This is a genomic window from Streptomyces sp. NPDC055962 (assembly GCF_042270185.1).
Taxonomy (GTDB): domain Bacteria; phylum Actinomycetota; class Actinomycetes; order Streptomycetales; family Streptomycetaceae; genus Streptomyces.
Window position 1 is genome coordinate 95156 of sequence record NZ_JBHJYN010000011.1, and the last position, 20171, is coordinate 115326.

Consider the following 20171-nt stretch of genomic DNA (forward strand, 5'->3'; position numbering starts at 1 on the left):
GTGGCCGACGTCACCCGCCGGCCGCGAGCCCGTCCTGACCCGCACCGCGGCTCAGGACGGCCCGGTGGATCCGGTCACGGATCCCCTCGAGCCGGCCACCGTCCTCCCCCGCGCTCGCCAGGCTCTCGGGACCCAGGGGGACGATGCGCCCGGACGCGGGGTCGAACCACTGGGGAATGAATTCGGCCTTGCTCACGGCCCATCGTTCCCCGGGCTTCGCGGGCGGCGTGAAGGTGAAGCGGGCCATCGAGCTCTCGTTGGCCCGGGGGTCCTGGACGCCGTCGTGGTTCTTCATGGCACCGGCGACCTGGTCGCCCATGCCGTAGACGATCCAGGTGCCGTTGGCCTTCTCGTAGGCCTGCGGGACATGGGCGTGGGTGCCGAGGATCAGGTCGATGTCGGGTCGTTCGCCGGTCCGGGAGGCCGTGAGCTCGCGTCCGAGTCCGGTCTGGACGTCGTCGGGGGCGTCCTGCCACTCGGTTCCCCAGTGCAGGGACACCACCACCACGTCGGCGCCGGCCTTGCGGGCCGCCCGGGCGTCCGCCACGATCCGGCCCCTGTCGATCAGATCGACCGCCCAGGGCCGACCGGTCGGCAGTGGCAGGCCGTTGGTGCCGTAGGTGTACGCGAGGTGGGCGACCCTGGCCGCGTTCTTCTCCTTGCCGGCCCGGAGCAGTGTGGGCCGTGCCGCCTCCTCGGCCGAGCGTGCGGTGCCGGCGTGCGCGACACCGGCGCGGTCCAGCGCGTCGAGCGTACGGCCGATGCCCTGGGCGCCGTCGTCCAGACTGTGGTTGGAGGCGGTCGAGCAGGAGTCGAATCCGGTGGACCGCAGGGCGGCCGCCACCTCGGGCGGTGACTTGAACAACGGGTAGCCGGTGTAGGGGCCGCCCTCCTGGCCGTACACCGTCTCCATGTGGCAGATGGCCAGATCCGCCCCTGAGACCAGCGGGGCGGCGCCCTTGAGCATGGGGCGGAAGTCGTAGCCCCTGCCGCCGGCGTCGGCGGCGGCCCGGTCGATGATCGAGGAGTGCGGCAGGATGTCGCCCGAGGCCAGCAGCGTGAAGCCGCCCGCTCCCTCCGCCCCCCCGGATCCCGCACCGTTCGCGCCCCGCTCGGCGGACGGGTGCCGGCCCGCGAATCCGGGCGTCCCGGACGGCTGGCCGGTACAGGCTGTTGCGGTGGCGAGCAGGCCGGCGACCGCGATCGCCGCACCCAGTCGGATGCGCTTCGTCATCTGCACGACTCCCAGTTCGCATGATTTCGGCCATCCGAATACACATATATTCATACTGGCGAGTCAAGGACAAAGGTGCGCAAGTACCTGAATCGGCCGTATCGGCGCCCGTCGACCGTTCACCGCACCACTCGTCGCTCCGTGCGACCGCTCGGCGCACACCTCGGCGCACCGCCTGTTCCCCCGCGCCGCGATGCGTTCGTATACGCCAGGCGGGAGCGAGGCGTCAGGGGCCTCTTCGGGAAAGGACGTTCACGATGACCACTGCGACAACCGATGAGCGGACCCTCGCGGAGATGCAGCGGGAACACGGGCCCGCGCTCCTCCACTTCCTGCTGGGGCTGACCTACGGCGACCGGCAGCGTGCGGAGGACCTGATGCAGGAGACCCTGGTACGCGCCTGGCAGCACCCCGAGGCCTTCGACGCCCCGTACGACTCGATGCGCCCCTGGCTCTTCACCGTCGCCAGGCGGCTGGCCATAGACGCCCGCAGGTCCCGCCAGGCCCGGCCGACGGAGGTCAGCGACGCCGTCCTTGAGAGCGCCCCCGCCCAGGCCGACACGGCGGACTCGGCGGTCCACGCCCTGGACGTGCGCGAGGCCGTGCGGACGCTCAGCGCCGAACACCGCGCGGTGCTCGTGCAGATCTACTTCCGCGGACTCAGCGTGGGCGAGACCGCACAGGTCCTGGGCATACCGGCGGGCACCGTCAAGTCCCGCTCCTACTACGCGCTGCGGCTGCTGAGCCGCAACCTCCCCGGCTACTCCAGCAGGTCGTCCACGTCGAGCAGTGCGAGCAGGGACACCGCATCGACGACCTCCACATAGGCCGCGGCGCACCCCGCGCACCGCTGGAGATGCCGGGCGACCGCGGCGCTCTCCTCCGCCTCCAGGGCGTCGAGCACGTACGCGCCCAGCAGCCGGTGCACATGCGGGTCGTCGCCGCTGTCGGCCGTCATCGCACCTCGAATCTCCCGACGGATCCTGCCCTTCTGCCCACGCGGGGCGCGTGCCCCCGGTTCAATGCTGCGTGTAGCCCGGTGCCGAGTCGACGAAAGAGGCGAGACGGGATGCGTCCCGAACATCACGAAGGAACCGGTGGGGACGGGCTGCTGGTCCCGATGGCCTGGATGTACTCCGAGTACATCGCCGACGAGGTGCTGGAGACCGGCGACCTGATGGAGCCGACGACCCTGGAGTACCGGGCGGGGCGCGACGCGCTCGCCCTGACGATCTTCCTCTCCGACGGGGCGGTCGCCGACGAACTCCCCGCGGCGCGGGTGGACGAGCTCCGGCTTCTCACGGCGTACGGCGCCGCCTGGAGACGATGGGTCTGCGCGCGGCTGGAGGCCCTGGAGCGGCCGACCGCTCCGGCCCGGATCGCCGACCCCGACCTCGCGCTGGCACGGGCCGCATGGCGGTGGCTGGAGGAGACCGAACTGCTGGCCGCGGACCTCGACGCGATCGGCCCGCCGCCGTGGGAGCCCCTCGACGACGACGAGGAGGAGGAGAACGAGGCGCAGGTGTGGACGCCCGCATGGCAGCTGGGGCTGCCGCTCGGCCATCTCGCCGTCCATCTGTACTGACCCGCGGACACGCTGCCGGGATCAGGAGCCGTGCACACCCGCACGGTACTTGGGCAGCCTCAGAGTGATCTTCATGCCCGCCCCGACCCCCGTCTCGATGACGAGCCCGTAGTCGTCGCCGTAGACCTGGCGGAGGCGTTCGTCCACATTGAGCAGACCGATGCCGGTGGAGGTTCCGCCCTCGCCCCGCAGGATCTGCCGGAGACGCTCCGGCTCCATCCCGGCGCCGTCGTCCTCGATGACGACCTCCGCCTCCGCACCGGCGTCCAGCGCGCTGATCGTGATGCGGATCGGAGCGTCCGCCGGCCGCATGGGGACGGGGGCCCGAGGGTGCGTGACAGCGCCCTCCAGGCCGTGCTTGACGGCGTTCTCGACCAGCGGCTGGAGGCAGAGGAACGGGAGCGAGACGGGCAGCACCTCGGGGGCGACCTGGAGGGTCACGGAGAGCCGTTCACCGAACCGGGCACGCACCAGGGCCAAGTACTGGTCGATGGAGTGGAGTTCGTCGGCCAGGGTGGTGAACTCCCCGTGCCGGCGGAACGAGTAGCGGGTGAAGTCGGCGAACTCGAGCAGCAGTTCACGTGCGCGCTCGGGGTCGGTCCGTACGAACGAGGCGATCGCGGCCAAGGAGTTGAAGATGAAGTGCGGGGAGATCTGGGCCCGCAGCGCCTTGATCTCGGCCTCGATGAGCTGGGTGCGGGAGCGGTCGAGCTCGGCGAGCTCCAGCTGTACGCAGACCCAGCGGGCGACCTCCCCCGCCGCTCTGGCCAGCACCGCCGACTCCCTGGGCGCGTAGGCGACGAGGGTGCCGAGGACACGGTGCTCGACCGTCAGAGGGACGGCGACGGCCCAGCGCAGGGGGCAGTCGAGGTCACCGCATCCGCTGGGGAAGGCAGTGTCCCTGCCGCTGTCGAGGACGCCCCGCACCTGGTGCATGACGTCCGTGCCGTGGTGGTCGCCCTCCCCGTCCCACACCAGCACCCGGTCGCGGTCGGTGAGGCACAGGGCGTCGGTGCCGAGCAGTGAGCGCAGCCCGCGCGCCGACCGGCGGGCGCTCTCCTCGGTGAGTCCCGCCCGCAGCGGGGGCGCCGCGAGGGAGGCCGTGTGCAGGGTGGCGAACGTGGCGTGCTCGACGGGCGTGCCCACGTCGCTCGTGCGTACGGGGCGGGCGGTGCGGCCGAGGAGGAAGCCCGTGCCGAACAGCAGCAGGGCGAGCACGGCGATGGCGGCGATCCCGGCCCCGGTCACCGCCCGCGCCCCGAGGTGAGTGCTTCGGGCAGGTGGAAGCGGGTCATGGCCGCGTTGGTGCCCGGCGGTATGCGCCCGGGGGTGGCGAGCGAGACCAGGATCATCGCGAGGAAGCCGACCGGGACGGACCAGACGGCGGGCCAGGCGAGCAGCGCGTGCGGCCAGCCCGGCGGGCGCACGGCGCCGCTGACCGTGATGGCCACCGAGAGCAGTGCGGAGCCGCCGCCGAGCAGCAGGCCGGCGATCGCGCCCGGCGGGGTGAGCCGCCGCCACCAGATGCCGAGGACGAGCAGCGGGCAGAAGGACGACGCGGAGACCGCGAAGGCCATCCCGACGGCGTCCGCGACCGGGACCCGGCTGACCACGAGGGAGCCGGCCAGCGGCACGGCGATGGCCAGGACGGTCGCCAGCCGGAAGTGCCGTACGCCCCTCGAGGGCAGGACGTCCTGGGTGATCACCCCGGCGACGGCCATGGTGAGCCCCGAGGCGGTGGAGAGGAACGCGGCGAAGGCACCACCGGCGAGCAGCGCGCCGAGCAGGTCGCCGCCGAGGCCCCCGATCACCCGGGCGGGCAGCAGCAGGACCGCGGCGTCGGCGTCACCCCCGTGCATGAGTTCGGGCGCGTACAGCCGCCCGAGGGCCCCGTAGACCGGGGGCAGCAGATAGAACAGGCCCACCAGGGCGAGGACGGCGACGGTGGTCCGGCGGGCGTCGCGGCCGTTGGGGCTGGTGTAGAAGCGGACCACCACGTGGGGCAGGCCCATGGTGCCGAGGAAGGTCGCCACGATCAGTCCGTACGTCGCGTAGAGCGGGTGGTCGGCGCGGAACACCGAGATCTCTTCGTCGAAGCTGACGCGGGGCCGGCCGTCGCCCTGCCAGGCCAGCACCAGGAAGATCGCGGGCACCAGCAGCGCGGTGAGCTTCAGCCAGTACTGGAACACCTGCACGAAGGTGATCGAGCGCATGCCTCCGGCCGCGACGGCCACCACCACGACCGAGGCGACGAGCACGTCGCCGAGCCAGCCGGGGGCGCCGGTGAGGATCTTCAGCGTGAGACCCGCTCCCTGGAGCTGGGGCACGAGGTACACCCAGCCGGCGCCCACGACGAAGACGCTGACCAGGCGGCGGACCTGCCGCGACTCCAGGCGCCCCTCGGCGAAGTCGGGCAGCGTGTACGCACCCGAGCGGCGCAGCGGAGCGGCGACGAACACCAGCAGCACGAGGTAGCCCGCGGTGTACCCGACCGGGTACCAGAGCATGTCGGGCCCGTGCACCAGCACCAGGCCGGCGATGCCGAGGAAGGAGGCCGCGGAGAGGTACTCGCCGCTGATCGCCGCGGCGTTGAGCCTCGGGCGCACGGTGCGCGAGGCGACGTAGAAGTCGGAGGTGGTGCGGGAGATCCTCAGCCCGAAACCGCCCACGAGGACGGTGGCCAGGACGACGAGGGCCACCGCCGCCACCGCCGCGGGGTGGTCGGGTGCGCTCACGGTGCGGGCAGGTCTTCCACGAGCCGGGCGAAGTCGCGCTCGTTGCGCTCGGCGCGGCGCACGTACCACCACGCGGCCAGGACGAGCGGCGGGTAGGTGGTGAATCCGAGCACCGCCCAGACGACGGCGTTGCTGTGCAACGCCTCGAAGACCAGGGGAAGGGTCCCCGCGACCAGGGCCAGTGCGGCGAAGGCGGTGAGCCCCGCGCGGAGCTGGCTGCGCATCAGGGAGCGCACGTAGGCGCCGCCGAGGGCGGTCTGCTCGTCGATCTCCGACTGCGCGCGGTAACGGGGCAGCGGACGCACCCGCCGGGGCTCGCCCGTGACCACTTCGCGGCGGGGCGCGCTCTCTGCGGACATGGGCCCGGAGTGTAGGCGGCGCGGGGCCCGGCTGGGAAGGGGCTGCCCCCGGTAGGGCCAGGTCAGCGGCCGGTCCGGCGCATCAGCAGATCGCGCAGGGCGCGGGTGTGACGGCGGCTGACCGCGAGCTCGGCGTCCCCGATCCGGACGCTCATGCTGCCCGCGTCGAGCCGGAGTTCGTCGATGCGGTTCAGCGCCACGAGATGCCGTCGGTGGATGCGTACGAACCCCCGGGAGCGCCACCGTTCCTCCAGGGTGGTGAGCGGTATGCGGACGAGATGGCTCCCTGTGTCGGTGTGCAGCCGGGCGTAGTCGCCCTGGGCCTCGGCGTACGCGATGTCGTCGACGGCCACGAAGCGGATGACGCCGCCGAGTTCCACCGCGACCTGGTCGGCGGCCGCGTCGTGGACGGACGCCGAGCGTTCACCGACCTGTTCGGCGACCCGGCGAACGGCCTCGGCCAGGCGCTCACGGCGGACGGGCTTGAGGACGTAGTCGACGGCCTTGAGGTCGAACGCGTGCACGGCGAAGCCTTCGTGGGCGGTGACGAAGACGATGAGCGGGGGCGACGCGAAGCCTGCGAGGAGCTGCGCCACGTCGAGGCCCGTGAGCCCGGCCATGTGGATGTCCAGGAAGACGACGTCGATCGCCGACGGGTCCTCCGGTCCGGCGTCCACGGCACCGCCGATGCGGCGCAGCGCCTCCGTGGCACCCGTGGCGCCCTCGGCGCTGCGGACCCGGGGATCGGCGCGCAGGAGGTAGAGGAGTTCCTCCAGGGCGGGTTCTTCGTCGTCGACGGCGAGTACGCGCAGCATGAGGCCGGAGTTTAGGTGCTCCGCCCGTGTGCCGGCGTGAGTGATTCGCGGGTTCGTCACGTACCTGGGGCCATGCGCGCCATCGAACCTCACCGCGACGCCGGGGCCTACGCGCTCGGGGTGCTCGGGTCTGCCGACACCTGCCGCTTCGAGGAGCATCTGGCGGAGTGCGCCGCCTGCGTGCTCCAGGTGCGCGAGTTCGGCGCGGTGGTGGCGCACCTGGCGGTGTACGCGCACGCGCTGCCGCCCGGGGCCGGCCCGCCGCCAGCCCGGTGGCGGCGGTGACGAGGCGGTCACTTGAGGAGGCGGGAGAGCCGCCTGTCGGCGAGCGGCTTGCCTCCTGTCTGGCAGGTGGGGCAGTACTGCAGCGACGAGTCGCTGAAGGACACCTCCAGCACGGTGTCGCCGCAGACCGGGCAGGGCTGCCCGGCCCGGCCGTGGACGCGCATGCTGCTCTTCTTCTCGGCCTTGAGCCGCCCCGCCGCGACGCCCCGGGAGCGCTCGACGGCGTCCTGGAGCGTGGTGCGCATGGCGTTGTACAGATGGGTGATGTCGCTGTCACCGAGGCTGGTGGTGAGCTTGAACGGCGACATCTTCGCGACGTGCAGGATCTCGTCGCTGTAGGCGTTGCCGATGCCCGCGATCAGTGACTGGTCGCGCAGCGCGCCCTTGACCTGGCGGCGTTCCGCGCCGAGCACCATCGCGAGGGCGTCCCGGTCGAACGAGTCGGCGAGCGGGTCGGGCCCGAGGCGCGCCACCCCGGGCACGTCCGCGGGGTCGTGCACCAGGTGGACGGCGAGACGCTTGGTGGTGCCCATCTCGGTCAGGTCGAAGCCGTCGCCGCCGGTGAGGACGGTCCGCAGCGCGAGCGGCCCCTTGCCGGGGCGCGGCGGGGTCGCGGGAAAGCTGTCCTTCCACTGCAGCCAGCCCGCCCGCGCGAGGTGGACGAGCAGGTGGAGATCCCCGGCCGTGATGTCGAGGAATTTTCCGTGCCTGCCGACCGAGGTGACGGTGGCGCCCTCCAGGGCGGTGGGCGGCGGGTCGTACGTCTTCATGACGCTGATCGCGAGCGGCAGGACGCGGGCGATCTCCTTGCCGACCAGATGGTCGTCGAGGAAGTCCCGCAGGGCTTCGACTTCCGGCAGTTCGGGCATGCCTCCAGCCTGCCGCAGCGGCCGCGCGAACGCGCGGCGCGGTGGCCGTACGGCTTCTACGGACGCGCGGCGCCATGCTCGGACGCGGGCTCCCCCAGGCCGTACACCCGTCGCGCGGTGCCGGCGAAGACGGCCTGCCGCCCGGCGTCCCCCAGCAGCCCGGTCAGCTCGCGGGCCGCCCCGAGGACACCGGCGTACGGGGCGGCGAGCAGGCACACCGGCCAGTCGGAGCCGAACATCAGCCGTTCGGGGCCGAACGCCTCGATGACGGTGTCCGCGTAAGGCCGCAGGTCCCCGACGGTCCAGGACCCGGGATCGGCCTGGGTGACCAGGCCGGACAGCTTGCAGACGGTGTTGGGCAGGGCGGCGAGCGCCCGCAGGCCGTCGGCCCAGGGGTGTGTGGCGCCCAGCGCCACCGGCGGCTTGCCGGCGTGGTCGAGTACGAAGGTGAGCTCCGGCAGCAGCGCGGCGGCTCGGGCGGCTGCGGGCAGCTGGTGGGGCAGCACGACGAGGTCGTAGGCGAGTCCCGCGGCGGCGACGGCACGCAGCCCACGCAGGACGTCGGGACGCAGCAGCCACTCCGGGTCGGGTTCGCCCTGGACCTGATGACGGATGCCGACGAGCCGGCCGCCGCCGGGCAGGGCGCGGAGCGCGGCCAGGGTGCCGGCGACGTCCGGCGCGGTCAGGTCGGTCCAGCCGACGACGCCCGCGACGAGGGCGCTCCCCCCGGCCAGCGCGAGGAGCTCGGGGGTCTCCTCGGGGACGGTGACCGTCTGGACGAGGACGGTGGCGGCCACCCCGGCGGCACGCGCCTCGGGCTCCAGGTCGGCGAGGGTGAAGGTACGGCGGATCGGGGCGAGTTCCTCGCCGGTGATCCAGTCCTGGTCGCGCACCGCGAGGTCCCACACGTGGTGGTGTGCGTCGACGACCGTCAGGGGCGTCGTCACAGCAGCCCTTCGGTGCGGAGGTCGTCCCACAGCGCGTCCGGCACCGGCGTGCGCAGCTGCGCCGCCGCGTCCCGCACCTCCTCCGGGGAGCGTGCGCCGACGAGGACACCCGCCACGGCCGGGTGACGCAGGGGGTGATGCAGGGCTGCGGCCCGCAGCGGGACGCCGTGCCGCGCGGCGACGTCCCGGATGCGCAGGGCACGGTCCAGGAGGGGCTGGGGGGCCGCCGCGTAGTCGTACGTCGCGCCGGGGCGCGGGTCGGCGAGCAGCCCGGAGTTGAAGACACCTCCGATGACCACGCCGCGGCCGCGGGCGGCCGCCTCCGGCAGGAGCGTCTCCAGAGCGCTGTCGTCCAGGAGGGTGTAGCGGCCTGCGCACAGGACCACGTCGACATCGGTCTCGCGCAGGAAGCGGGTGAGCATCGCGGTCTGGTTCATCCCTGCGCCGATGGCGCCGACCATGCCCTCGGCGCGCAGCTTCTCCAGCGCCGGACAGCCCTCGCGGAACGCCGCTTCCGCGTGGTCGTCCGGGTCGTGGAGATAGACGACGTCGATCCGGTCGAGGCCGAGCCGGCCGAGGCTGTCCTCGATGCTGCGGCGGATCCCGTCGGCGCTGAAGTCCCAGCGGCGCCGGTGGGTGTGGGGTACGGCGAACCCGTCGGAGAGCCCCTGCCGGGACGCGGTCTCGGAGGGGGGCAGGGGGTCGAGCAGCCGTCCCGCCTTCGTGGACACGGCGTACGCGTCCCGGGGCCGGCCGCGCAGCGCTTCGCCGAGACGGCGCTCCGAGAGGCCGAGGCCGTAGTGCGGCGCGGTGTCGAAGTAGCGGATGCCCTCGTCCCATGCCGCGTCGACGGCGGCCGCGGCCTGTTCCGGACCGACCTCGGTGAAGAGATTGCCGAGGGCCGCCGCCCCGAAGGAGAGTTCGGTGATCTCGACCGCGCTGCGTCCGAGTCTGATGCGCCGCATGTCTGGCCACCCCCGCCGGTGATCTCTGATGGTCCGTGGAGGACTATTCATCGGATCAATCGGATGCGTCAACCGTGCGCGCGGGATCAGCTCTCACGCGGGGGCGGGCACCGTCGGTACGAGGGCGTGCAGTTCGCGCAGTTCCTCCTCGACCGCGGAGGCGAGCCGGTCGAGATCGGGGAGCGCCTTCCCGTCGGCGACCAGTCCGACCTGGACCCGGCCGCCGTACGTGGACAGGGCGACGGCCAGGGACTGCCCGCGGGCCAGCGGTGCCATGGGGTAGACCGCCCGCAGGGGGCATCCGCCGAGCGAGAGGGCCGAGCGGGGCAGCGGCACACTGGTGACCAGGATGTCGAAGAGCATCCGGGCCGCGTTCCCGGCCAGCGGTGCTCCGAACCGGTGGGCCAGTGCCGGCAACTGGTCGGCCAGCACGGCCACGGCGCCCGCGCCGCGCAGTGGTCCGGCCGCCTTGTTGCGGTCCATGCCCGTACGGACGACGCGCAGCCGCTCCCGGGCGTCGGGTTCACCGACGGGCAGCCCGAGCAGGTAGGCGGACAGCCTGTTCCCGGTGGCCGCCCCGCCGGGCCGGCGCCGGGAGACCGGGACCAGGGCGCGCGGATCGGCGCCCGGGAGCGCCTCCCCCCGTTCGACCATCCAGCGCCGCAGCGCACCGGCGACGACCGCGAGCAGGACGTCGTTGGCCGTGCCGCCCTCGGCGCGCCGGACGCGCTGCACCGTCTCGGCGTCGAGCTCGGCGGTGGCCAGCCGGCGCGTGCCGCTGGAGCGCGCGGTCAACGCGGTGGTGGCGCGCAGGTCCAGGCGGCTGGCGCGGACCACCGAGGCACCGACCCCCAACGCCCGCCGGACGTCCCCGAGACGGTCCATGGCGAGTCCGGCGGCCTCGTAGGGGCCGGGCAGCCAGGAGCGGGGCGGCACCGGGTTCCGGCGCCGCACCGCGCCGCGGCCCGTCCCGGCCGAGGCGATCTGGTCGAAGATGCCGGCGCCGATGGCGACGGCCCGCATGCCGTCGGCGAGCGCGTGGTGCAGCTTCACGAGTACGGCGAACGGGCCGTCACCCGTGCTGTCGAGGAGGTACATCTGCCAGGGCGGGAGGCCCCGTCCGAGCGGCTGCTCCATGAGCTCGCCGGCAAGCCGGGTCGCCTCCGCCATGAAGTCTCCGGCCGGGAGCACGACCCGCTTGACGTGGTGGTGCACGTCGAAGTCCTTGTCGGTGAACCAGGCCGCGCCTCCCACCGGCAGCAGGACGTCGCGCACCCGCATCCGGAGCCGGGGGATGGCGGCGGCGCGTGCTCCGAGGAGTTCGAGCAGATCCTGTGCGGCCACGCCGGGCACCGGGTCGAAGACGGCGAGTGCGCCGAGGTGCATCGGATGGGCATCGGATTCGAGGTGCCAGAAAGCCAGATCAAGAGGGGCCAGAAGCTCGGTACTCAACGGGGCCTCGCGTCTTCGACAACGGAACGGCAGGATCGCAGTCAATCCCGCACACTCGGTTACGGTCAAGTATGGACATGTTACGTACTGTTACAGTCTCACTGCGTCCCGGCCGCCGCGCTACCGGTGGTCCTCGATGAGGAATTCGCACCACACGCACTTGCCGTTGCCCCGGGACTCCACCCCCCAGACGTCGGCCAGCCGGTCCACGAGCATGAGTCCGCGGCCCGAGACACCCGACTCCCCCGCCTCCCTGCGGCGCGGCAGCGCGCTGGAGCGGTCCTCGACGTCGACCCGGAGGCGGCGTTCGGATCCGGTGAGCACCCGGATGGTGACGATGGCGCCGCCGTCGGTGTGCATCAGCGCGTTGGTGATCAGCTCGTCCGCCGCCAGTTCGACCTCGTCCGCCCGGCCCCTGGCCCCCCAGGCGCGCACCGCGGCACGGATCATGTGGCGGGCGGAGGTGAGTGCCTCGGGGTCGTTCTGGGCGACGTGCTGCTGGAGCCGGCCGCCCGGGTGGGGGGCGTGCGCCGCGTTGCGTCGGAGCAGGAGCATCGCCATGTCGTCCTCGCCGCCGCGCTCGTCGACGACCTCGCAGAGCCGGTCGGCCAGCTTCTGGAGATCCTCCGGGCCGTCGCGCACGGTGGAGGCAAGCAGCAGCAGCCCCTCGTCGAGGTCGGTCCCCGGGAGCTCCACCATGCCGTCGGTGTAGAAGATCATCGTCTGCCCCGGGTCCAGATCGACGGTGCTGACCGGGTATTCGAGCTGTCCGAACTCCGCGGACAGGCCCAGCGGCAGACCGCCCTCCACCGGCAGCTTGCGACAGCTCCCGTCGACGTCCCGCAGGGCGGGATCGACGTGCCCGGCCCTGACCAGCTGGACGACTCCGGTGGTCATGTCCGCTTCGGCATAGGTGCAGGTCGCGAAGCGGTCGGTGTCGAGCTCGTGCAGGAACACGGAGGCGCGCGCCATGACCGTGGCGGGGCTGTGCCCTTCGGCCGCGTAGGCGCGCAGGACGATCCGGAGCTGCCCCATCACGGCCGCCGCGTGCGTGTCGTGCCCCTGTACGTCGCCGATGACGGCGCCGACCCTGCCGCCGGGCAGCGGGATGATGTCGTACCAGTCGCCGCCGATGTCCCGTCCGAGCCGTGCCGAGCGGTAGCGGACGGCCACCTGCGCCCCCGGCACCTCGGGGATCCGGCGCGGAAGCATGGCCTGCTGGAGCCCCTCGGCGAGATCGTGCTCCTGCTCGTAGAGCATCGCCCGCTGCAGACTCTGGGCGATCGAGCTGCCGAGGGCCACGAGCAGGTTCCGCTCGTCGGCGGTGAATCCCGCCTTGTTGCCGTAGAGGAGCCCGAGTGCACCGATCGGGCGGGCCTGGGCGATGAGCGGCATGTACGCGGCCGCGGTGATGCCCAGGTGACTGATGTGGGGCCAGAGGATCGGATAGGAGGCCGCGAAGTCCTCGGGGGTCTCGATGAAACGCGGCGTGAGCGTGCGGATCACCTCGCTCATCGGATACGGCTCGTCGGTCCGGGTGTAACGGGTGCCCTGCACGAACGCGCCTTCGGGGCCGTCCGCCACGAGGTGGATGCGCCCTGATTCGAGCAGCCCCATGACTAGGCTGGTGGCCCCGAGGTTGGCCAGCCCCTGGGAGCTCTTCAGCACCTCGGTGACGTCCTTGACCGTCCGCGCGTGGGCCAGGGCCGCCGTGGTGCCCTCGACCAGACTGGTGCGGCGGCGCCGTTCCTCGTCGACGGTCCGGCGAGCGGTGGATTCGGCCAGCTCCTGGGTGGCGTCCCGGATGATCCCGATGATGCGGCGGGGCCGCCCGGTACCGTCGCGGCGGATGAACCCCTGGGTGTGGGTCCAGCTCAGCGTTCCGTCCCGCTGCATCCTGCGGAAGTACGCGCCGTAGTTGTTACGGCCGCTCTTGAGCGCCTGAGAGACCATGCCGTCGAGCCGGATCGCCTCGTCGGCGGGCACGCGCTGCGCGAGTCCCTCCGGACGGCCGTCGTACTCGTCGGCGCGCAGTTCGAACACGTCGAGGGCGGGCTCGTCCATATGCATGAGGCCGCTGTCCAGATCCCAGTCGAAGCTGCCCATTCGGTTCAGGGCGAGGCTGAGGTCCGGGTGGGCGGGCCAGTCGTCCGGGAGTGACAGGGCACCCGCTACCCGATCATCCATGTGCGCCACTCTGCCATCATTTGTCCAATTCATCGACTGAACAGGCCGCCTTGAACGCGGTCACGTCACGCCCTATGCTCCACACGTTGATTTGAACATGTTCAATTCGCGTCGGACGTACGTGACGGGGCTTGTTCGTGATGAGGCGGGGGTGGGCACGGTGTCCGTACTGGTCGGACTGATCGTGATGCTGGGCATGCTGGTGGTCGTGCCGATGGGCCTGGGGCTCGTCGGTGATCCGGCCCTCGACCGGATACGGCGCTCGTGGCCGCTCTTCGCGCTGCCCGGCGCCGTGTCCCTGTGGCTGCCCCGGGGCACCACCGCCACCGCGCTGGCCCTCGGCTACACCCTGGGCACGTTGCTCCTCGCCTCCCACGCACCCCGGCGTCTGGCCCGCACCCGCAGCGCACGCCCCGTGGAGGCCGCCCTGCTCACGGCGCTCGTCACCCCCTCCGTCGCGGCGCTCGCCCTCGTCGCCGAGCGCTCGGGCCATGAACTGTTCGGATTCGGACTCGGCATCCTGGCGCTGACCGTGCCGCACTTCCATTTCGCCGGCTTCGCCGCCGCTCTCGTCGCCGGTCTGGTCTGCCGGGCGGAGAACGGCCCGGCGGGCCGGTTCGCCGCCCTGAGCGTCCCACTCGGCACCCTCCTCGTCCTCGTCGGCTATTTCACCGGTGAGTGGACGGAGCTGGCCGGGGCGCTCCTGCTCACCGCGGGGATGTGGACGGTCGCCCTGCTGACCTGGCGCACCGTCCGCCTCGACGGCCGTGACCGCCTCACCCGTACGCTGCTCGCCGTGTCGGCCGGCGTGCTCGTGGCCACCATGATGCTCGCAGTGAGCTGGGCTCTGGGCGAGGCCACCGGACTTCCCCACCCCACCCTGACCTGGATGGCCGCCACGCACGGACTCGGCAACGCGCTGGGCTTCGCCCTCTGCGCGCTGCTCGCCCGGCGCCGGCTCCAGGACCTCACCCACCCGGAAGGCAGGACCGCATGAGCACCCTGACGTACCCCGAGGCCGGAGCCACCCGGCTCGGACCGCTGCCGGACGGCTACAACCACCTGCACCACCGTGCGGAGATCGGCAGGGGCCGCGCGGACTTCGAGGCGGCGGGCGCCGCCGTGACCGAATGGCGCATGCACCGCGCCGCGGGGGCCGGGGTGAGGGCCTCCGCACCGCGGGCCGCCGAAGGGGTCACCGTCGATGTGTCGGCGGGCATCGGGCGGCTCCGCGTCACCGCTCCCTGCGAGGTCGTCTGGACCGCGTACGAGAAGGACCGCACCGGCTTCGCCTACGGCACACGGCCGGGGCACCCGGAACGCGGGGAGGAGAGCTTCTTGGTGGAGCTGGCCGACGACGGCACCGTGTGGTTCACGGTCACCGCGTTCTCCCGGCCGGCCTGCTGGTACGCCCGCCTGGCGGGTCCGCTCGTACCGGTGGCCCAGCACTGGTACGCCCGGCGGCTCACCACCGTGCTGCGCCGGACCGCGCCGGCTGCCTGAGGACGGACCGGGCCCGATACTGGAGTCGATGCAGTGGTTCACGGCAGACGGCTACTGGCTGAGCAGACTGGTCTTCCAGCGCGGGCTCGCCGCCGTCTATCTGGTCGCGTTCGTCGCCGCGGCGCTCCAGTTCCGGGCGCTGATCGGTTCACGCGGCATGCTCCCCGTGCCCGACCTCCTGCGGCACACCTCGTGGCGTGCCGCGCCCGGCCTGTTCCGGCTCCACTACTCCGACCGCTTCTTCGCAGTGGTCGCGTGGACCGGAGCCGCGGTGTCGCTCGCCCTGCTGGCGGGCCTGGACGGCTGTGTTCCGCTGGGAGCGGCGATGGCGCTGTGGGCGGTGCCGTGGGTGCTGTATCTGTCCGTGGTGCAGGTCGGACAGGTCTGGTACGGCTTCGGCTGGGAGTCACTCCTGCTGGAGACGGGGTTCCTGGCGGTGTTCCTCGGCAACGGGGACACGGCGGCGCCGGTGCTCGTGCTGTGGCTGCTGCGCTGGCTGCTCTTCCGGGTGGAGTTCGGCGCCGGCCTCATCAAGATCCGGGGGGACGCCTGCTGGCGGCGGCTGACCTGCCTGGACTTCCACCACGAGACCCAGCCCATGCCGGGCCCCCTGAGCCGGCTCTTCCACCGGCTCCCGAGACCCGTCCACCGGGTGGAGGTCGCCGCCAACCACGTCACCCAGCTCGTGGTGCCCTTCCTGCTGTTCACCCCGCAGCCCGTCGCGAGCGTCGCGGCCGGGCTCATGGTGCTCACCCAGCTCTGGCTGGTGCTGTCGGGCAACTTCGCCTGGCTCAACTGGCTGACCATCGTCCTCGCCCTCTCGGCGGTCGACTGGTCGCCCCTCGTGGGCCCGCCACCCGTCCAGCCGGGTTCGCCCCTCTGGTACGAGGTGGTGGTCCTCGCCGTCACCGCCCTCGTCCTGGCACTCAGCTACCGGCCCGCCCGCAACCTCCTCTCCCGCCGTCAGGTGATGAACCGGTCCTTCGACCCGCTGCACCTGGTCAACACCTACGGGGCGTTCGGAAGCATCAGCAGGATGCGACTGGAGGTGGTGGTCGAGGGCACCGAGGAGGCGGTGATCCATGAGGGGACCCGCTGGCTCGAGTACGGCTTCCGCGGGAAACCCGGTGATCCGCGCAGGCTCCCGCGCCAGTTCGCCCCGTACCATCTGCGGCTGGACTGGATGATGTGGTTCGCCGCGCTCTCCCCCGCCTATGCCCGCCCCTGGTTCGTCCCGTTCGTCGAGCGGCTGCTGCGGGGCGACCGGGACACCCTGCGGCTCATGGGTCACAACCCGTTCCCCGACGGCCCGCCGGCCCACATCCGGGCCAGGGTCTTCCACTACCGGTACACGGACGGGCAGGAGCTGCGGGCCACCGGGTGCCGGTGGCACCGGACCCCTGTGCGGGACTTCATGAGGCCGGTGGCCCGTCCCGTACCGCTGCGGCCCCGCGGGCACGCTCCCGAGGAGGAGTAGGTACCAGGCCGGAAACGAGCCTGCCCCCGTCCGGGGACGGGGGCAGGTACCGAGGCGCTGTTCCGGAAAGGGTGCGGGGATCAGTCGATGCCGGGCAGGATGTGCGGCTCGGCCAGATCGTCCTCGTAGCCGGCCAGCCTGATCGGTGCCGACCTGGCCCAGACCTCGATGTTCAGGAGCTTCTCGGGCCGGCGGGCCCGCTCTCCGGACCGCTCGGCCGGACGCGTCTCGGTCTTCGTCATTTCAGGTGTCACCGCGGACTCCTTCGTGTCGCGTAACCCCGGGCGGTGGCGACGCTGCGGCTGTGAGAACCGTGTCGACCGCCCTCTGCGGGGCAGGGGCAGAAACAGTTCGGTCGCGGTGGCGCCGGTACGGGGCGGGACGGCGGGCTGGTTACAGACCTGTCCCAGGACGGCCGAGGAAGCTTCGTGGATCCCTTGGTGGCGTCCGTTGACCTCAGACTAACCAAATGAGCGCCGTCCCGCTCGACAGAACGTGTGGCCTGGGTCACTTTCAGCCAACAGTACGGCGACGGCCCCGTGATTCACGGGGCCGTCGCTGTGCCGCCTGCACACGCAGGTGGCGGGAGATACCGGAGAGACCGGGGGTACGGAGAGCCGGGACCCGGCCGGACGTCACCAGCCGGCAGGCGCGTAGTCCTTCAGGAAGCAGCCGTACAGCTCTTCGCCCGCCTCGCCGCGGACGATCGGGTCGTAGACCCGTGCCGCGCCGTCGACGAGGTCCAGCGGGGCGTGAAAACCCTCCTCCGCGAGGCGCATCTTGTCGGGGTGTGGGCGCTCGTCCGTGATCCAGCCGGTGTCGACGGCCGTCATGAGGATGCGGTCCTTCTCGAACATCTCCTGGGCACTGGTGCGCGTCAGCATGTTCAGCGCGGCCTTGGCCATGTTGGTGTGCGGGTGCCCCGCGCCCTTGTAGCCGCGGCCGAAGACACCCTCCATCGCGGAGACGTTCACGACGTAGGCGCGGTTCGCGGCGGCGGCCATCGCCGGGCGGAGCCGGCTGATGAGGATGAACGGCGCCGTGGAGTTGCAGAGCTGGACCTCGAGGAGCTCGATCGGCTCGACCTCGTCGACGGTCTGGATCCAGCTGTTGGTGTCGTGCAGGTCGGGGACGAGGCCGCCGGCGTCGATGGCCGTGCCCGCGGCGATACGGGCCGGCGAGGCGGACCCGGTCACCAGGGCGAGATCCGTGACGTCCTGGGCGCTCAGCCCCTCGCCCTCCCGGCGGGCGGCGGGCAGCGCCGCGACACGGTCGACGGTGCCACTGCCGAACGTGCCGATCACCTCGGCCGCGGGCAGTTCGCCCGAGGGCAGCGGGGCGGACTCGGCGGAGACCAGCTCGCTGTAGGCCTGCGGCGAGCGGCGGACGGTCTGCGCGGCGTTGTTGATCAGGATGTCCAGCGGGCCCTCGGCGGCGACCGAGTCGGCCAGGGCGACGACCTGGGCGGGGTCCCGCAGGTCGATGCCGACGATCTTCAGACGGTGGATCCACTCGTCGCTGTCCGGCATCGCCTTGAAGCGGCGGATCGCGTCGTTCGGGAACCGGGTGGTGATGGTGGTGTGGGCACCGTCGCGCAGCAGACGCAGCGCGATGTACATGCCGATCTTGGCGCGGCCCCCGGTGAGCAGGGCACGGCGTCCGGTGAGATCGGTGCGCGCGTCACGGCGGTCGCGGTTCTCCTTGGCGCACTGCTGGCAGAGCTGGTGGTAGAAGGCGTCCACCTCGACGTACCGGGTCTTGCAGATGTAGCAGGACCTGGGCCGCTGGAGTATGCCCGCGATCTCGGCGGTGGCCGACGAGGACGGCAGGACGCCCTGCGTCTCGTCGTCGATGCGCTCGGCGGAGCCTGTCGCGGTGGCTTCCGTGACGGCCTTGTCGTGCGCGGTCTTGGCGGCGCGGCGCTCCTGACGGCGGCGCTGCTTCACGGTGCGGTAGATCCCGGCGGTCGCCCGTCGCACGGCGACGGCGTCAGGGTGGTCGACCTCGATGGCGTTCAGCTCGTCGAGCACGCTCAGGCAGACGGCCAGCCGCTCCGGGTCGATCCCGGGACCGAACTCGTCGATACCGGGAGCGAACTCCGGGCTGTCCTCTGTCACCGTCATGGCCGTTCCTCTGTCACTCGTCACTCATGCCGTCAGCGGGCTTCGGTGGGGAGTGGTCCGGCCGGGGCCGGCGAGGGCAGGCGCGCACGGGCCGAATGCCCCGGTCAAGTCTGCCACGAGTCCGGCATTGCTCAGTTCGGCCCTGCGTTCTCCTTCTCCTGGGCGGAGAGCGGGGTCGCGATGTCCTCGAGGGACTGTCCCTCGGCCGCGACCGCGAAGAAGAAGGCGACCAGCCCGGCCGCCACCATCAGCGCGGCGCCGATGCAGAACGCCAGGGCGGTGTCCCCCGGGACACCGCTGGCGGTGAGGTCCGCGAAGACCAGCGGTCCCGTGATGCCGCCGGCCGCCGTGCCCACCGCGTAGAAGAAGGCGATGGCCATGGCCCGCGTCTCCATGGGGAAGATCTCGCTGACGGTCAGGTACGCGGAGCTCGCGCCCGCGGAGGCGAAGAAGAGGACGAGGCACCAGCACCCGGTCATGGTGGCGGCGGTCAGGGACCCGCTCTGGAAGAGCCACGCGGTCACGAAGAGCAGCACCCCGGAGGTGAGATAGGTGCCGGCGATCATCGGCCTGCGGCCGACGGTGTCGAAGAGCCTGCCGAGGAAGAGCGGGCCCAGGAAGTTGCAGAAGGCGATGACGGCGAAGTAGTAGCCGGTGGCGCCGCTGGAGACGTCGAAGAACTTCACCAGGATCGACCCGAACCCGAAGGTGACCGCGTTGTAGAGGAAGGCCTGCCCGATGAAGAGCGCCAGCCCGAGCACGGCCCGCTTGGGGTAGGAGCGGAAGACGGTGCGGGCGATCAGGCCGAAGCCGATGCTCTTCCGCTGCCGCACGGTGATCTCCTGCTCGGCGGGCGGGAGCGGGCGGCCGGTCTCCGCCTCCACCTCCTCCTCCACCCCGTCGACGAGTTTCTCCGCGGCGGCGTCCTGTCCGTGGATGAACATCCAGCGAGGGCTCTCCGGGACGTGGCGGCGCACCAGCAGGATGACGAACCCGAGGACGACGCCCAGCGCGAAGGTGAGTCGCCAGCCGATGTCCTTGGGGAAGATGTCGGTGTTCAGAGCGATGACGGAGAGCAGGGAGCCGGCCACGGCCCCCAGCCAGAAGCTGCCGTTGATGATGAGGTCGACGCGCCCCCGGTACTTGCTGGGGATCAGCTCGTCGATGGCCGAGTTGATCGCCGCGTACTCCCCGCCGATCCCGAAGCCGGTCAGGAAGCGGAAGAGGAAGAACCACCACGCCGAGAACGAGACCGCGGTGAGCGCCGTGGCCGCCAGATAGACGGCGAGAGTGATCATGAACAGCTTCTTGCGCCCGAAACGGTCGGTGAGCCACCCGAAGACCAGCGCACCGGAGCAGGCACCCGCCACGTACAGCGCCGCGGCGATACCGGTGACCTGGGCATCGGTGATGGCCAGCCCGCTGCCGTCCTCCGACAGCCTGCTGGCGATGTTGCCGACGACCGTGACCTCGAGCCCGTCGAGGATCCAGACGGTGCCGAGGCCGATCACGATCATCCAGTGCCACCGTGACCAGGGCAGCCGGTCCAGCCGTGCCGGGATCCTGGTCGTGACGGTCGGTCCGCCTGGTGCGCCGGCGTCGCTCATGGGCCGCTCCTCTGCTTCCGGAACACCA

General features: G+C 72.0%; 20 protein-coding genes. 6 read left to right on the plus strand and 14 right to left on the minus strand.

Annotated features, from left to right (window positions below):
* Positions 1-10: 10 nt before the first annotated feature.
* A complete protein-coding gene (locus ACFC51_RS27165) occupies positions 11-1234 on the minus strand; it encodes a CapA family protein (RefSeq protein ID WP_376531315.1) in 1224 nt (407 codons plus the stop codon).
* Between the two features lie 257 nt (positions 1235-1491).
* Here ACFC51_RS27165 and ACFC51_RS27170 point away from each other — a divergent pair, with 257 nt between their 5' ends.
* The gene (locus ACFC51_RS27170; protein ID WP_376371031.1) at positions 1492-2061 is read left to right on the plus strand and encodes a sigma-70 family RNA polymerase sigma factor; all 570 of its coding nucleotides are present in this window, start codon (positions 1492-1494) and stop codon (positions 2059-2061) included.
* On the opposite strand, the gene ACFC51_RS27175 is transcribed toward ACFC51_RS27170, so the two are convergent.
* Positions 1995-2192, minus strand: a complete 198-nt coding sequence (locus tag ACFC51_RS27175) for a zf-HC2 domain-containing protein (protein ID WP_376531317.1) — start codon at positions 2190-2192, stop codon at positions 1995-1997. The two genes, ACFC51_RS27170 and ACFC51_RS27175, sit on opposite strands and share 67 nt — an antisense overlap.
* Positions 2193-2303: 111 nt before the next feature.
* Between ACFC51_RS27175 and ACFC51_RS27180 the strand changes: the two genes are divergently transcribed.
* Positions 2304-2819, plus strand: coding sequence for a hypothetical protein (locus tag ACFC51_RS27180; RefSeq protein WP_376531320.1), 516 nt, complete (start codon positions 2304-2306; stop codon positions 2817-2819).
* A 21-nt stretch (positions 2820-2840) separates the two neighbouring features.
* Here ACFC51_RS27180 and ACFC51_RS27185 read toward each other — a convergent pair whose 3' ends face one another.
* The 4 genes from ACFC51_RS27185 to ACFC51_RS27200 form a co-directional block, all read right to left on the minus strand.
* Positions 2841-4067 carry a sensor histidine kinase gene (locus ACFC51_RS27185; RefSeq protein ID WP_376371036.1) on the minus strand — a complete coding sequence of 409 codons (1227 nt, stop codon included), beginning with the start codon at positions 4065-4067 and terminating at the stop codon, positions 2841-2843.
* Complete coding sequence (locus tag ACFC51_RS27190; protein ID WP_376371037.1) at positions 4064-5554, minus strand: cation acetate symporter; 1491 nt, start codon at positions 5552-5554, stop codon at positions 4064-4066. The genes ACFC51_RS27185 and ACFC51_RS27190 overlap by 4 nt, the downstream gene beginning before the upstream one ends.
* Complete coding sequence (locus ACFC51_RS27195; protein WP_376371039.1) at positions 5551-5913, minus strand: hypothetical protein; 363 nt, start codon at positions 5911-5913, stop codon at positions 5551-5553. Before ACFC51_RS27195 ends, ACFC51_RS27190 begins: the two co-directional genes overlap by 4 nt.
* A gap of 62 nt (positions 5914-5975) precedes the next feature.
* Positions 5976-6728 carry a LytR/AlgR family response regulator transcription factor gene (locus ACFC51_RS27200; protein ID WP_376371041.1) on the minus strand — a complete coding sequence of 251 codons (753 nt, stop codon included), beginning with the start codon at positions 6726-6728 and terminating at the stop codon, positions 5976-5978.
* Between the two features lie 72 nt (positions 6729-6800).
* On the opposite strand from ACFC51_RS27200, the gene ACFC51_RS27205 reads away from it, so the two are divergent.
* On the plus strand, positions 6801-7013 hold the full coding sequence (locus ACFC51_RS27205; protein ID WP_376371043.1) for a zf-HC2 domain-containing protein: 213 nt from the start codon (positions 6801-6803) through the stop codon (positions 7011-7013).
* An 8-nt stretch (positions 7014-7021) separates the two neighbouring features.
* Here the strand turns inward: ACFC51_RS27205 and ACFC51_RS27210 are convergent, their stop codons facing one another.
* The 5 genes from ACFC51_RS27210 to ACFC51_RS27230 form a co-directional block, all read right to left on the minus strand.
* Positions 7022-7882: an Fpg/Nei family DNA glycosylase gene (locus ACFC51_RS27210; protein WP_376531322.1), complete on the minus strand. Its 861-nt coding sequence runs from the start codon at positions 7880-7882 to the stop codon at positions 7022-7024.
* A gap of 56 nt (positions 7883-7938) precedes the next feature.
* The gene (locus ACFC51_RS27215; protein WP_376531324.1) at positions 7939-8829 is read right to left on the minus strand and encodes an amidohydrolase family protein; all 891 of its coding nucleotides are present in this window, start codon (positions 8827-8829) and stop codon (positions 7939-7941) included.
* Positions 8826-9794 (minus strand): aldo/keto reductase, encoded by a 969-nt coding sequence (locus ACFC51_RS27220; protein WP_376531326.1) that lies wholly within the window; start codon positions 9792-9794, stop codon positions 8826-8828. Before ACFC51_RS27220 ends, ACFC51_RS27215 begins: the two co-directional genes overlap by 4 nt.
* Before the next feature lie 93 nt (positions 9795-9887).
* Positions 9888-11246 carry a wax ester/triacylglycerol synthase family O-acyltransferase gene (locus ACFC51_RS27225; protein ID WP_376531328.1) on the minus strand — a complete coding sequence of 453 codons (1359 nt, stop codon included), beginning with the start codon at positions 11244-11246 and terminating at the stop codon, positions 9888-9890.
* Positions 11247-11366: 120 nt separating this feature from the next.
* The gene (locus ACFC51_RS27230; RefSeq protein ID WP_376371051.1) at positions 11367-13433 is read right to left on the minus strand and encodes a SpoIIE family protein phosphatase; all 2067 of its coding nucleotides are present in this window, start codon (positions 13431-13433) and stop codon (positions 11367-11369) included.
* A gap of 160 nt (positions 13434-13593) precedes the next feature.
* Here ACFC51_RS27230 and ACFC51_RS27235 point away from each other — a divergent pair, with 160 nt between their 5' ends.
* The 3 genes from ACFC51_RS27235 to ACFC51_RS27245 are packed head-to-tail and all read left to right on the plus strand — an operon-like array spanning position 13594 to position 16413.
* Positions 13594-14430, plus strand: coding sequence for a YndJ family protein (locus tag ACFC51_RS27235; RefSeq protein ID WP_376531464.1), 837 nt, complete (start codon positions 13594-13596; stop codon positions 14428-14430).
* Entirely contained in the window at positions 14427-14936 is a 510-nt protein-coding gene (locus ACFC51_RS27240) for a DUF1990 family protein (RefSeq protein ID WP_376531330.1), read from the plus strand. Before ACFC51_RS27235 ends, ACFC51_RS27240 begins: the two co-directional genes overlap by 4 nt.
* A gap of 28 nt (positions 14937-14964) precedes the next feature.
* Entirely contained in the window at positions 14965-16413 is a 1449-nt protein-coding gene (locus ACFC51_RS27245; RefSeq protein ID WP_376531333.1) for a lipase maturation factor family protein, read from the plus strand.
* An 80-nt stretch (positions 16414-16493) separates the two neighbouring features.
* On the opposite strand, the gene ACFC51_RS27250 is transcribed toward ACFC51_RS27245, so the two are convergent.
* From ACFC51_RS27250 to ACFC51_RS27260, 3 genes are all read right to left on the minus strand, one after another.
* The gene (locus ACFC51_RS27250) at positions 16494-16667 is read right to left on the minus strand and encodes a hypothetical protein (protein ID WP_376371115.1); all 174 of its coding nucleotides are present in this window, start codon (positions 16665-16667) and stop codon (positions 16494-16496) included.
* A gap of 381 nt (positions 16668-17048) precedes the next feature.
* Positions 17049-18536 (minus strand): SDR family NAD(P)-dependent oxidoreductase, encoded by a 1488-nt coding sequence (locus tag ACFC51_RS27255; protein WP_376371058.1) that lies wholly within the window; start codon positions 18534-18536, stop codon positions 17049-17051.
* A gap of 131 nt (positions 18537-18667) precedes the next feature.
* Entirely contained in the window at positions 18668-20143 is a 1476-nt protein-coding gene (locus ACFC51_RS27260) for an MFS transporter (protein ID WP_376531336.1), read from the minus strand.
* Positions 20144-20171: the final 28 nt, after the last annotated feature.